Annotated in this window: 13 protein-coding genes and 1 tRNA gene; 10 read left to right on the top strand and 4 right to left on the bottom strand. The window is 54.8% G+C overall.

Annotated elements, in window-relative coordinates:
• Positions 1–35: 35 nt before the first annotated feature.
• Positions 36–734: a hypothetical protein gene (locus AGA_RS04435; RefSeq protein ID WP_059023202.1), complete on the bottom strand. Its 699-nt coding sequence runs from the start codon at positions 732–734 to the stop codon at positions 36–38.
• 323 nt (positions 735–1,057) lie between these two features.
• On the opposite strand from AGA_RS04435, the gene mtnA reads away from it, so the two are divergent.
• From mtnA to AGA_RS04405, 6 genes are all read left to right on the top strand, one after another.
• A complete protein-coding gene (gene mtnA, locus AGA_RS04430) occupies positions 1,058–2,155 on the top strand; it encodes an S-methyl-5-thioribose-1-phosphate isomerase (protein ID WP_059023201.1) in 1,098 nt (365 codons plus the stop codon).
• 32 nt (positions 2,156–2,187) lie between these two features.
• Positions 2,188–2,676 (top strand): aminoacyl-tRNA deacylase, encoded by a 489-nt coding sequence (locus AGA_RS04425; protein ID WP_059023200.1) that lies wholly within the window; start codon positions 2,188–2,190, stop codon positions 2,674–2,676.
• A gap of 164 nt (positions 2,677–2,840) precedes the next feature.
• On the top strand, positions 2,841–3,734 hold the full coding sequence (locus AGA_RS04420) for a DUF2272 domain-containing protein (protein WP_059024641.1): 894 nt from the start codon (positions 2,841–2,843) through the stop codon (positions 3,732–3,734).
• Positions 3,735–3,797: 63 nt separating this feature from the next.
• Positions 3,798–4,838: a cysteine synthase A gene (locus AGA_RS04415; protein ID WP_059023199.1), complete on the top strand. Its 1,041-nt coding sequence runs from the start codon at positions 3,798–3,800 to the stop codon at positions 4,836–4,838.
• A 159-nt stretch (positions 4,839–4,997) separates the two neighbouring features.
• Positions 4,998–5,219, top strand: a complete 222-nt coding sequence (locus tag AGA_RS04410) for a hypothetical protein (protein WP_059023198.1) — start codon at positions 4,998–5,000, stop codon at positions 5,217–5,219.
• 64 nt (positions 5,220–5,283) lie between these two features.
• Positions 5,284–6,012 (top strand): class I SAM-dependent methyltransferase, encoded by a 729-nt coding sequence (locus tag AGA_RS04405; RefSeq protein ID WP_059023197.1) that lies wholly within the window; start codon positions 5,284–5,286, stop codon positions 6,010–6,012.
• 103 nt (positions 6,013–6,115) lie between these two features.
• Here AGA_RS04405 and guaA read toward each other — a convergent pair whose 3' ends face one another.
• Positions 6,116–7,714: a glutamine-hydrolyzing GMP synthase gene (gene guaA / locus AGA_RS04400; RefSeq protein WP_059023196.1), complete on the bottom strand. Its 1,599-nt coding sequence runs from the start codon at positions 7,712–7,714 to the stop codon at positions 6,116–6,118.
• Positions 7,715–7,988: 274 nt separating this feature from the next.
• Between guaA and AGA_RS04395 the strand changes: the two genes are divergently transcribed.
• From AGA_RS04395 to AGA_RS04385, 3 genes are all read left to right on the top strand, one after another.
• Complete coding sequence (locus AGA_RS04395) at positions 7,989–8,387, top strand: hypothetical protein (RefSeq protein WP_231946009.1); 399 nt, start codon at positions 7,989–7,991, stop codon at positions 8,385–8,387.
• 71 nt (positions 8,388–8,458) lie between these two features.
• Positions 8,459–8,535: transfer RNA gene (locus AGA_RS04390), tRNA-Arg, on the top strand.
• Positions 8,536–8,666: 131 nt separating this feature from the next.
• Positions 8,667–9,080 carry a hypothetical protein gene (locus tag AGA_RS04385; protein ID WP_059023194.1) on the top strand — a complete coding sequence of 138 codons (414 nt, stop codon included), beginning with the start codon at positions 8,667–8,669 and terminating at the stop codon, positions 9,078–9,080.
• A gap of 31 nt (positions 9,081–9,111) precedes the next feature.
• On the opposite strand, the gene AGA_RS04380 is transcribed toward AGA_RS04385, so the two are convergent.
• Together AGA_RS04380 and AGA_RS04375 are read right to left on the bottom strand one after the other, a co-directional pair.
• On the bottom strand, positions 9,112–10,299 hold the full coding sequence (locus AGA_RS04380) for a lipase family protein (protein WP_059023193.1): 1,188 nt from the start codon (positions 10,297–10,299) through the stop codon (positions 9,112–9,114).
• A 150-nt stretch (positions 10,300–10,449) separates the two neighbouring features.
• Complete coding sequence (locus AGA_RS04375) at positions 10,450–11,787, bottom strand: PQQ-dependent sugar dehydrogenase (RefSeq protein WP_059023192.1); 1,338 nt, start codon at positions 11,785–11,787, stop codon at positions 10,450–10,452.
• A 225-nt stretch (positions 11,788–12,012) separates the two neighbouring features.
• Here AGA_RS04375 and AGA_RS04370 point away from each other — a divergent pair, with 225 nt between their 5' ends.
• The gene (locus AGA_RS04370) at positions 12,013–13,608 is read left to right on the top strand and encodes an L-lactate permease (RefSeq protein WP_059023191.1); all 1,596 of its coding nucleotides are present in this window, start codon (positions 12,013–12,015) and stop codon (positions 13,606–13,608) included.
• Positions 13,609–13,625 lie beyond the last annotated feature (17 nt).

The raw sequence follows: 13,625 nt of genomic DNA, 5'->3' as shown, positions 1-13,625 counted from the left end.
TCAGACCATGCCTGCATTCTCAAGCCGTTTAAAACTTAAGCTTTTGTCGCGCGGGGACGGCGTGTTGTCGTTGCCTTGCGCTTACGGGCCGGAGCGGCTTTTTCTGCTTCTGCCACAGCCTCTGCTGCCAGACGTTCATAACGTTTACGGCGGCGGCGCTCTTGCACAATACGCAGTTTTTCAACGGCGGACAGATGCTTGGTGCTTTCCACTTCTGTCGTTTTGGCAGCCCGCTTGCGCGTCGTTTTTGTTGCGGGTTTAACAGGAGCCGGAGCTTCTACCACAGCCTTGCGTGCTGGCTTACGCCCACGGGTGGGAGCCACCTTCACAACTTCTGGCTCAGCCACAACTGCTTTGGCACGGGTGGTGCGAGTGGTCGCTTTTACCGCCTTGCCTGCTGCGCGGGTTGTTTTAGCCGGGGTAGCGGCTGCCTGTGCTTTTGTGCGCCGTGCGGGCTTGGTGACCTCTTCCACAGGAGCAGCTACAGCAGCGGCTTTTCTGGTTTTTCTGGCTGCGGTGACACGGGGTGCCTTTTCCACCTTTGTGCTTTTCCGCGCGGTTGCGGACTGGCGTGTCTTGCGTGGAGCGGGAGCCGGTTCTTCCACTTCAAAAATTTCTTCTACAACTTCCTGTTTTGCCCGTACCGCACGTTTTTTGGGGGCAGAAACAGCCGCGGCACGGGCCGGCGTACGTTTACCTGCAACAGCCTTGCGGCTCTTCTTTGTCTCACTCATTACTGTATCCCTTTTTTACCTTCTTTTAAAAATTCAAGAAGATAAAACAATCTTTCCAAAAATAGAAAAACGAACCCGTTCCCGGCATGGCCCGCAATATCAGACTACATGCCTATTTCTCCCTCTACATAACAAAACTCAACGAAAATGCAAAAAAATACTCTCATCTTTTCAAGAATAGACCGGACTGTTCCAATCATTACCTATTATATGTTCTACTCATGTTCGCAAAACTGTCATGGCATGGAGATATTGCCCCCCCGACCAAAGAAACCCTATGATCAGGGAGACCTTTTTACCTTCCGTCATCAGGAATCCTTGGCATGAAAATCAACGGCACACCTTACCGTAGCGTATGGGTTGATGAAAAAGACGGCTGGTCCGTGCATATTTTTGACCAGACGCGGCTGCCCTTTGCACTGGATATTCTCCAGCTTACCACGCCAGAGCAGGTTGCTCATGCCATCAAAACCATGCAGGTGCGTGGTGCCCCTCTTATTGGAGCGGTTGCCGCTTACGGGCTGGCACTGGCGCTACGCGCGGACAGTTCCGATACAGCATTGGAACAGCAGGCTACCATGCTGGCCGCCACACGCCCCACGGCCATAAATCTGCGCTGGGCGATTGAAAGAATGCTCAAACACCTGCGCCCCCTCCCCCCAACCGAGCGGGTGGCCGCAGCCTATGCCGAAGCTGGCCGCATCTGCGATGAAGATGCCGCCCAGAACGAAGCCATTGGGCGGCACGGGCTGGAACTTCTGCGCACACTGGCCGCACAACGCGGCAAGAATGACAAAATCAACATTCTGACCCACTGCAATGCAGGCTGGATTGCCACGGTGGACTGGGGCACCGCCCTTGCCCCTATTTACATGGCGCATGATGAAGGGCTGAACGTGCACGTGTGGGTTGATGAAACACGCCCCCGCAACCAGGGGGCCGCCCTGACCGCATGGGAGCTGGGAAGCCACGGCGTGCCCCATACCGTTATTGCGGACAATGCTGGTGGCCACCTGATGCAACATGGGCTGGTGGACATTGTTATTGTTGGCACTGACCGCGTAACGCGCAATGCCGATGTTGCCAATAAAATTGGCACCTATCTCAAGGCTCTAGCGGCACAGGACAATAATGTGTCCTTCTGGGTTGCATTGCCCTCCACCACCATTGACTGGCGCGTGGCAGATGGGCTCCGCGAAATTCCTATTGAAGAACGATCGGGAACAGAAATTACCCACATTAACGGGCGGGATGACAATGGGCAGCTCAGCCGTGTGCAGATCACGCCCGATGGCAGCCAGGCCGCCAACCCGGCATTTGACGTAACACCCGCCCGCCTTGTAACCGGACTGATAACGGAAAAAGGTTGCTGCCCGGCTACCCCGGAAGGTCTGCGCTCTCTTTTTCCCGAACAGGGATGAGACCATACACTTCATCTGGAAAGAGACTTGTTATGTCAGACACTCTTGAAACACCAACAACGCATTTTCTGGCCGCCCACGGCGTGCCTTTTACCATGCATGATTATGATTACGTCTCCGATCCCGGCAAAATTGGCCTACACGCCGCTGCTGGAATCGGCATTGATCAGGAAAAGGTTTTTAAAACCCTGATGGTCGAAATCGACAAAAAGCAGGTCGTGTGCACCGCCATCCCTGTGCATTTGAAAATGGACCTTAAAAAAGTGGCGGCCCTGTTTGGCGGCCGTAATGCCCGGATGCTGGGCGCGGAAAAAGCCGAAGCCCTGACCGGTTTTCAGGTTGGTGGCATCAGTCCTTTTGGTGCCCGCACCACTGTGCCCGTTGTTTTTGACCAGAGCATTCTTGAGCTGGACAAGCTGTACATCAATGGTGGCGGCAGAGGCCTTGTTGTGGAACTGGCTCCTGCGGATGCCATCCGTTGTGTTCAGGCCCGCACCGCCAGCATTACTGTGGACGCTTAACGGAACTGAGTGCACAAAAAAGAGGACCACAGGGCAGCTGGGGCATAAAACCCCTTCCACCCTCCATAAAGGACGCCTATTCCTTAGCGTAGGGCTTTTCATTATTCACGGTGACCGGGCTGCTGGCCCGGCTGCCGGAAGTCCTGTTCTGGTATGGAGACAAGATGCCACGCAAGCTGACTGTGGCCCTTCTGGCACCTGTGTGTCTGGCGGCCTGCACCTCCCAGCCCCACAACGGGGGCCGGCGAGGCTCCTCCCACGATGGAGGCACTTCAAGCACCTATGGTTTCAACAGCCATGTGCCGGACTTTGCCACGCGCAATTTTGAACCCTTCAACCGGCAGGACGTCGTAGCCATTGCCATGCGCGAATGGCGCATGTTTGGCAGCCCGGTCAACGACGATGACCCCGAACAGCGACCAGAGCCACAGGTTGCCGCCGTCAAACCCGAACGCGCACCCGGCTTGTGGCAACGCGTGGGAGAATACTGGTGGATTGGCATGGACCCCAGCATGACCGAGGTCTCCTGGAGCGGCAAACATAACGCCGACGGCCAGTTGACGGACTTTGTGCATGACGGCTTTTTTGCATGGTCTGCCGCATTCATCTCCTACGTCATGCGGGTTGCGGGGGCGAATGACCGCTTCCCCTACTCCCCCAACCATTCGACCTACATTAATGCGGCCGCCTCCGGCCAGTCTCCCATTCTGCGGGCACGGGACCCTGCATCCTATACGCCTCAGGCAGGGGATCTGGTTTGTGTTGCGCGTGGGCGCAGCAAGCTGACAATCCGTTACTCAAGCCTGCCAACCTCTTATGGATTCCCCGCGCATTGCGGCTATGTGGTAGCCACAGGCCAGAATGGACCGCCCTTTGGGCACCAGATCAGCATTATTGGCGGTAATATTGATGATGCCGTGGCACTGACCCATGTTCCCACGGATGAGCAGGGGCGGCTGGCAAGCCCTGCCGGGCAAAGCTATGACCCACGCTATCCTTGGTGCGCAGTTTTGGAAGTGCTATACGATGCACAAGAAGAACCGGACGCAGGCAGGTAGAGGTTCTGCCCAGAACATACCAGTCCAGCCGCCCGACCTGATCCTAATATGCAGGGAATAGAGATGACCGAATGCGCAGCGACCTCCACCAACCCCGGCTGGACCTCACTCTCCCCCGACATGCCGGGTGCCGTTGGCGGAACCCCCCTTATTCTGCTGCGCAAGGCGTCTGAGGCAACGGGTTGCCAGATTTACGGCAAGGCAGAATTCATGAACCCCGGCGGCTCCGTAAAGGACCGTGCGGCCCTTGCCATTATTGAGGACGCAGAGCGCCGCGGTGTGCTCAAACCCGGTGGCACCATTGTGGAAGGCACGGCAGGCAACACCGGCATTGGCCTTACATTGGTTGCCAATGCACGGGGCTATAAATGCGTTATCGTTATGCCCGAAACGCAAAGCCGTGAAAAAATTGGGTTCCTACGCATGATCGGTGCAGACCTGCGCCTTGTGCCCGCCAAGCCCTACCGAGACCCCGGCAATTATGTGCATGTTTCGCGCCGCCTGTCGGAAGAAAACGGGTGGGTATGGGCCAACCAGTTTGACAACACCGCCAACCGCGAGGGCCACCGCGCCACGACTGCGCAGGAAATCTGGCAGCAGATGGGCGGTAAAGTCGATGCCTTTACCTGTGCATGTGGCACGGGCGGCACACTGGCTGGCACAGCACTCGGCCTGCATGATGCCGCACGACGGGACAACGCCAAAGCACCCCATATTGTGCTGGCCGACCCTGAAGGCTCTGGTCTTTACGGCTGGGTGAAGGAGAATGACCTGTCCGTAGCGGGGTCTTCCATTACCGAAGGTATTGGCCAGTCCCGCGTGACTGGAAACCTTGAAGGCGCGCCAATTGACGATGCAGAGCGTATTCCCGACCCCGAGGCTCTGGACGTTATTTACAGCCTGCTGGGTGAGGAAGGCATTTCTGTTGGTGGGTCTTCGGGCATTAACGTGGCGGCAGCCATCCGTACGGCCCGCAAGCTTGGCCCGGGCCATAGGATTGTCACCATTCTGGCCGACGGTGGGGCCCGGTATGAATCCAAACTGTTCAACCCGACCTTCCTACGTGAAAAAAATCTGCCAGTCGCACCTTGGCTTGATCAGTAAGGTGTTAAACAGCATGGCAAAAAGGGGTCTGTCACAAGCTCCTTTCTGCCATGCCCCATAATATTCAGGAGTGTTATGGTTTTGCAGAACAGTCCTGAATATCAGTTTGTTTTATTCCTCGTTCAGGGAGCACGCACCAGTTTTCAGGCGTGAAGAGCAATGGCAAAACCCGGTCTCCCCAAAAGTTGGCCCATAGCGGTCTTCTGCTGCATTATTAACCTGACTATTTCCATTGCGGCGTTTTGTATTGGCGTTGTTGTTATTCAGGACTTGAATATTTTCCCCGGCCTTCTCTGGCTGGTTGTCTCCGCCCTAACGCTGTGGCTGTCCGATGTCAGCATAGACTGGCACAACCGCCCTCCCCGCAAAGAATGCTCATAATGACATTCATCGCTCCCGATATTGAGCGTTACTGACACAGCTATAGTGATTCAAAGATGTTTTGATGAAGAAGCCAGAGACGAATTTAACACGTTACGAAAAAATCCAGAATTTCAACCCACTCGTTTCACGCCTACATGGCACCCGATACAAGCATTTAATTGCTTTATTTAATGACCTCTCCCTCAAAAACCCATCCAGACCTTTAAAGGTTGTCGATATTGGTTGTGCACATGCCAAGGCTTTTGATGTGCTGCAGTCCCGTTTTAATATTGACTATGTGGGCATCGACCTTGACGAGGAACTGGTGCGAACTGCCAAGGCAAGATATTCAAAATACAGTAATTTTAGAATAATTCATGACTCGGTGACAAATCACTACAATGAACTCCAGAATGTGGATGTTATTATTGCACTGGAGTCCCTCGAACATATTCCCGAAAGTATTGTTGTCCGACTTATTGAACACATAGCACGAGCAAAACCTGCTGCTTTTATGTGTTCTGTCCCAAATGAAGTTGGCCCTATTGTTTTTCTTAAAAATATTGGGTCACTCCTTACGGGCTACATGCGGCACAAGGAGTACAAATGGAGGGAAACCCTACACGCGGGGCTCTTCAATCTGGATAAAGTGGAAACACACGGCATCGGCCATAAAGGGTTCGACTGGCGATGGCTCGCACAGACCATCCGCCATAATATGCCTATAACGGAAACCCATACCAACCCGTTTGACTGGCTCCCCAAAACACTTTCGTTTTCAGTGATTTTTATTTGCCGGCAAAAATCTTAATTATTTTGCCTGTCAGTTATTCATACCCATAAAAAAACAGGGTGCACCATAAAGGATACACCCTGTTTTTAACCTATTCAGCCGTCCTTAACAGCCTTGCGGCTTATTCCCACTCAATGGTGCCGGGGGGTTTGGACGTAATGTCGTAAGTGACGCGGTTAATACCACGCACTTCGTTCACAATGCGCCCCGCCACCTTTGTCAGGAAGCTCATGTCGAACGGATAGACATCTGCTGTCATACCATCCGTGCTGGTAACAGCCCGGAGTGCACAAGCCTGATCGTAAGTACGACCATCGCCCATCACGCCAACAGTGCGGACCGGCAGCAGCACGGCAAAAGCCTGCCAGATGGCGTCGTACAGACCTGCTGACCGAATTTCTTCCAAAAAGATGGTATCGACCTTACGGAGCAGATCCAGCTTTTCCCGCGTGATATTGCCAGGAATACGAATGGCAAGACCCGGACCGGGGAAAGGATGCCGCCCAACGATGACTTCGGGAATACCGAGTTCACGCCCCAGATCACGCACTTCATCTTTAAACAGTTCACGCAGCGGCTCGACTAGCTGCATGTTCATGCGTTCGGGCAACCCACCAACGTTATGATGAGACTTGATGGTAACAGACGGTCCACCCGTAAAGCTGACACTTTCAATAACATCCGGGTAGAGCGTGCCCTGCGCAAGGAACTGCGCGCCTCCAAGTTTGACGGCTTCTTCCTCAAACACTTCCACAAACAGGCGACCAATGGTCTTGCGTTTGATTTCCGGGTCCGTCACGCCATCAAGTGCGGCAAGGAAAATATCGGACGCATCCCGGTGGATCAGCTGAATATTGAACTGGCCACGGAAGGTTTTGATAACGTCTTCCGCCTCCCCGGCACGGAGCATGCCGTGATCCACAAAAATGCAGGTCAGTTGTTCACCAATAGCCTCATGGATCAGCACGGCGGCAACAGAAGAGTCCACCCCACCGGACAGACCACAGATCACCTTGCCAGAACCAACCTGCTTGCGAATACGGGCAATTTCCATTTCACGGAAACCCGCCATGGTCCAGGACCCGGAGCAACCCGCAACATTATGCGTAAAGTTCTCCAGCAGAGCCGCACCATGTGGCGTATGCACCACTTCGGGGTGGAACTGCACACCATACAGGCGGCGTCCCTCATCTGCGATAACAGCAAATGGAGCACCCTGACTAACTGCCACAGTGCGGAAGCCCGGCGGCAGGGCAACTACCCGGTCCCCGTGGCTCATCCAGACCTGCTCGCGCCCACCGCGTGCCCATGCACCACGGAACAGGGCGCAATCTTCTACAATATCAACAAACGCACGGCCGAACTCGCGGTGTTCACCACTTTCGACTTCACCACCCAACTGTTTGCACATGGCCTGCTGGCCATAGCAGATACCCAGAACGGGCACGGCCATCTCAAACACCACATCGGGAATTCTGGGCGCATCCGGGCCATTCACACTTGCAGGCCCACCGGACAGAATAATGCCACGCGGTGCAAAAGAGCGAATTTTTTCAGCGTCCGTCGTAAATGGCCAGATTTCGCAATATACGCCACTTTCGCGCACACGGCGGGCAATCAGCTGTGTGACCTGACTACCAAAATCCAGAATCAGAATACGGTCATGGTGCAAGGCTTCATCCAACACAACGAGTGAAGCGGGCTGAGCGGCATCGGACATGGGTATATGGTTCTTTCTGGTCTGCGTCAGGGTTGGCTTTCTTGTGCAGTGGCGACAACACAACTTCTGGGCCCACCGCTAATGAGTATGAGAGCGGATATAAAGCCATGCAGCGCACTCGTCACCCTATAAAACCAGATTAAAGCCTGAATCTGTTATCTGCACGCCCTTGCCACAACCCATTTATGATCCCAGATTCAGGTCAACGGCACAGGAGACGCTGACAATGCGAGACAGGCGCTTACAACTATGGGGATTTTGCACCCTATTGGTTATGGGGTGGACAGGCCTGCATAGCCCCCCTCCGGCGCAGGCAGCCACCTCTGCCGCCAACGACCCTTATGGGGAGTGGATTGGTACGCTGGTAACGGACAAAGGCCGGGACTGCCCGACTCAGGGTCTGTCCTATATGCAGATCAAACCGACAAAAATGATTTTTGTGCCCGAAACAAGTAACCTTGTTTTGCGTGGCGTCCCCAACAAGGAACGCCAGCACTACCATGCCCAGCTCATTTTGCAGGATGCTCGCAAGCAGACCCTGCCAATGGTTTTTGAGGCACACCCCGTAGATGACACGTTCGAAGGCGTCTATGGCACCCCCACCTGCCGGGCACACATTACGCTCCGCCGCCCGGAGAACCATCCGATGGATAACTTTATGGGGCGAAACTAGAAAAAATTTCAAAAAAACAAAATTTAGGGGTTGCCGGAGTCAGAATGCTCGGCTAAATACCCCCTCACGGCGCACCCGTAGCTCAACTGGATAGAGCACCAGACTACGAATCTGGGGGTTAGAGGTTCGAGTCCTCTCGGGTGCACCACTCCTTCCCGATACTAAAATTAAAAAATTGCCCAAAGCAAGATATTTCGTCTTGGCTCTGTGCAACTTTCTTGTATGGCTCAAGTCAGGCATACCCTCCTGCCTGCATAGTGAACCAACACGAGACAATCCATGCACAGACGTGTTTTTGCTGTATGCGCCCTGACCAGCCTTTTAGCTGCTGGTTGCTCCCACTCCCCGCCCAATGATGCCAACACAACCTGCCAGCGCCACGTTGAGCGTTCAGGCCTGCATGGTCAGATCGTCAGCAGCTTTGGGAGCAATCTGGGCCATATGGCGCCTATGGCGCTCAATGCCATACCCGGAGCAGGCGGAATGGGTGCAGGGATGGCGGGCATGGGTATGCAACAGGCCATGAACAGCTTTGGCATGGATACAGCCCACGGTCATGCCAGTAGTCGGCCTTTTCCCAATGACGGGGAAGATCCGGACCCGTTAAATGCCCCTTCCTTCCCCTGCCAGCCTGATGCTGGCCCGCTTCCCACGGGCCGGGATCAGGACATCCAGTTTGGCGAAGAAAAGTAACCCTAGCCTCTCCCTGCTATTTTAGGGGAGGTTACTGTGCCACGGGTTTACACACGGGCTGCACGGCCTCCCCATTCATGACCGCGTTTGTAAAAGCAGCAGAATCTTGCATGGATGCCAGAACCGCCTGCGAATGGTCCTGCCCCTTATACAAGTGTGCCTGCACAACGGTGCCTGCCTGACAGGCATCCTTTACCAACATAAGCTGCCCTTGAGGGGCAACATCCCTATCCGTTGCGCCAATCCCTACAAATAAGGGGACATTCAACCGGAGTGTCGGAAATTCCATGGCCTTTATGGCAGGCGCCAAGGCTTGCGCCAATGTCGGTTTGAACGCGTTGGCCCGTGTCAGCCCTTCGGTTTTGATCTGCTCCATAAGAGGACGCGCGCAAATTTCCGATGCGGCATGGAATGCGGGCATAGCCCGTTCTGTAAAAGCCTGTTCCGGCTTAAACGCTGGGTCCAGCCCTGCTTGCGATGCCCCAATCAGCAAGGCATAGGCCACCACAGGGTCTATCCCGCTCGCACTATTCTGCGGTTTGGCATGGAGTACGGCTTTAATAACATCGGGAGACATGTAGGGAATGCCCGTAGCAACCACCCCCCGTATATGCAGCGCCGGGGCATATACGGGAGCATAAGCTGCGGAGGCAAATGCAGCCCCTCCCCCCTGAGACTGCCCGACAATCATGATATTGTTGCTCAAATCTGGCAGACTGGCCAAAGCAGCCCTAACACTATCCAGCACACTATAGGCCTCGGCTCTGGCGTTCAGATAAGGGTGTGTGCCCTCACCCCCCAAGCCTTGGTAATCCGTGGCGACAATAGCAAAACCGCGGTGCAGCCACTCGGCCAGATATGTCTGGTCCCGCGGAGAGCGCGGGTTAAGCGATGGTGCGCAACTGTGTGCAATACCCACAGTGCCGTGGGCCCATGCCACAACCGGCCACCCACCCTTGGGCGCTTGCCCTGCAGGGTAAATAACAACACCCGTTACAGGCACCAGACCTGCGCCAGTAACCCCGTTAGTGGATAAATACTTTATGCTGTAGGAGGGGCCACTCCCCGTAACGCCCAGATCGGCTGCCAAGGGTTGATATTGCATCAATGCGCCGGAAACCTGAACGGGAGCAGAAGGTGATTTGGGCTGAGGTGGCGTCTGGCACGCAGCCAGTGCGAGCATGGAAACAGCAACAACAAAACGCGATACAGACTTCATGGATGACCCCTTTTACAGGGCACACCCGCCCCATATTGCAAAAACTGAACAGAATTTGTGCATTCCGTCAGTTTTCTGCACACAGAGTTCCATCATCCTATCCGGGATGCAAGGACACAAAAAACCAAACATCCCCCTCGCAAAAACCCGCTATTGCTCCCCGGTCACACGCCAAACGGTATTACCCACATCATCCGCAACAAGCAGTGCGCCAGACTGGTCAACCGCAACTCCAACAGGACGACCATGCACATGTTCCTGATCCGGGGTTAAAAACCCAGTCAGCACTTCCTGCGGCATCCCTTGGGGTTGACCGGCGTTAAAGGGAATATAAACGACCCTATACCCACTTTTGGGCCGCCTGTTCCATGACCCGTGCTGACCAACCATAACACCGTGCTGCATTGTATCAGGGAGCAGCCGGGCTGTATCTGTAAACGTCAGCCCGAGTGAGGCGGTATGCGGACCAAGCGCGTAATCTGGCACCACAGCCGAGGCAACCAGTTCCGGCCGGGGTGGATGCACACGCACATCAACATGTTGGCCATAATAACTGTAAGGCCAGCCATAAAAACCGCCCTCTTTAACCGATGTCATATAATCGGGCACAAGATCACTCCCGATCTCATCCCGCTCATTAACTGCCACCCACAATGCGCCAGTCTGCGGCTCCCACCCCATACCATTGGGGTTACGCAAACCGGTTGCGTATGGCGTTAACTTTCCGGTCTGTAGGTCAACCCTATCAATACGGGCCCGGCCTTCTTCCACATCCATGCCGTGTTCGGCCACATTACTGTTGGACCCAACGGTAACGTACAAGAACCGTCCATCTAGACTGGCCAGAATGTTTTTGGTCCAATGGTGGTTATACCCTGCGGGCAGGTCCGTCACTTTTACCGGGGGGGCCGTAATGTGCGTATCCCCCTCGTGGTATGGAAATTTCAGAATGGCATTGGCATTTGCCACGTACAGGTCATTCCCCACCAGAGCCATGCCAAAAGGGGAATAAAGGTGGTCCAATAGCACCGTTTGCAGGGTGGCTTTGCCCGTACCTTTTTCATCCCGCAGCAGAACAATCCTGTTGGGGCTAGGGTCACCTGCTCCAACAGCGCCCATGACAAAACTGGCAATACGGTTCTTGAATGTCTGGATATCCGTTCCCGGAGAGTTACTCTGCGCCACCAACACATCGCCATTCGGCAAAGAATACAGCCAGCGGGGATGATCAAGGTTGGTGGCAAAGGCAGCAACTTCCAGCCCGGCGGCTGGTGTTGGATGCTCACCGTTTTTCCATCCAATTGGACGGGCAATGTTGACCGTGGGTAAAGGCCGTCCATCCGGTGCAGGGAGCATCGGGGTTGGTCCTGTGCCCTGCTCAACAGCAAGGTTTGCGCTCTCGCTACGGGAGTACTGAACCACTCCCCCCACGGCCGCAACAAGCACGACCAGCGCGCCCCCGGCCATCCACATATTTCGTCTGCTCATCAACCTACCCCTATCCTACCCAATGCTACGTGTCTCCCCGACCTCAACGCAGCGTGCGGATACAAGTTCGCATAAACACCCAGCTGCCCCACAAGACCAGAAGATCAGCAGGATGGTGCGCGTGATATAACAAGAAGTTTTATTGCATCCAGTCATGCAAGCACGCGTTACTTCAACTACTCTCTACATAACGAGAGAGGCACAACGCCTTATTTGAGAACAATCATGTTCATACAACCTCTTGCTCCTGTGGGTCACAGCCTACTGCTTTCCTTTATTGTAGCGGCCTGCCCCATTCTTGTTACTCTTTTCATGATGGGGGTTTTACGACGACCGGCCTGGCAGTCCTCTCTGGGGGGGCTGCTGGTCGGGCTGGTTATTGCCATTGGCATATGGGGGCTACCACCGGGGTTGGCCTTTGCCAGCATCAGCAACGGTGTGGTGTTCTCCCTGCTTCCGGTCATGTGGATCGCATTCTGCGCCCTGCTGCTGTTCAACGTTGCCGTGCACAACGGTCGGTTTGACGCATTCCGGGGCTGGCTTATTCAGAATGTTCCCAATGACAGACGTATTCTGCTGATTGTGCTGGGCTTCTGCTTTAGTGCGGCTTTGGAAGGCGTAGCCGGATTTGGCACACCTGTTGCCATTACAAGCGCTTTGCTGATCCTGCTGGGTTTTCCCGCACTGGATGCCCTGACCTATGTGCTCATCTTCAATTCCGCACCCGTGGCCTTTGGGGGGCTTGGTATTCCCGTAACCGTGCTGGGGTCCATTACCGGCCTGCCGCCAGATGTGCTGGGGGCCACCATTGGCCGCCAGCTTACCCCCTTTGCCTGCCTTATTCCGTTTTATGTCATGGCGCTTTATGGCGGGTGGCGTTCCATACGCCAGACATGGCCTATTCTGCTGGTTGCGGGGGGTAGCTTTGGGTTGACGTTGCTGGTTATTTCCGGCGCGGGTCTGTACAGCCTGAGCAATGTTCTGTCTTCCAGTGTATCGCTGGTCGCCAGCATCCTGTTCCTGCGCGTATGGCAACCTGAGCCAGATCCCGACCATGCCATTGACCTGAGCAAGCTGGACGAAAATGCCCATGCTCAGGCAACACCGGTTCCACTCTGGCAAGGCTGGATACCGTGGGTTACCGTTATTGCCGTGGTTATTGTGTGGGATGCCCTGCACATTGCCCGCATAGGTGCGCTACCCGTGCACTGGCCCGGTCTGGACAATGCTGTTTTCATATCCCTGTATAAAACGGCTTATGCTGCGGTCTGGAAGTTTGAACCCCTTGGCACAGGCACCGCCATTCTGGTAGCCGCCATTCTAAGCGCCGTGTTAACACGCACCACACTCAGCCAGTTTGGCGCGGCCATTGCCACAACATTGCGGCAGGCATGGCTGGCCATTGTAACCGTTGCCCTAACCATCGGTCTGGCATTTTTAATGAACTATTCGGGCATGACCTACACGCTGGGGTATGCGGTTTCTTCCACCGGAATGTTCTTCCCGCTTGTTTCGGTCTTTCTGGGGTGGATTGCCGTATTTCTTACCGGGAGTGACACATCGGGCAATGCGCTGTTCGGCAATCTACAGGTTGCCGCCGCGCACCAGCTCTCGCTCGACCCGGTTCTGTTCGCCTCGGCCAATTCTTCTGGCGGGGTCATGGGGAAAATGATTTCTCCCCAGAACATTACCACAGGCGTGTCCGTAACATCCCTGAAAGGACAGGAAGGTGTTGTACTGGCGCGCACGTTCAAGCACAGCCTGTTCCTGACCTTCTGTATGGGTGTTCTGGTCGTTTTCCAGCAGTTTGTGCTGCGTTAAGGCTTCATCCTGTGCCC

This window comes from Acetobacter ghanensis (assembly GCF_001499675.1).
GTDB classification, from domain to species: Bacteria; Pseudomonadota; Alphaproteobacteria; order Acetobacterales; family Acetobacteraceae; genus Acetobacter; species Acetobacter ghanensis.
Note: the sequence above shows the minus strand (reverse complement) of the source record. Positions and strands in the feature narration are given on the sequence as shown.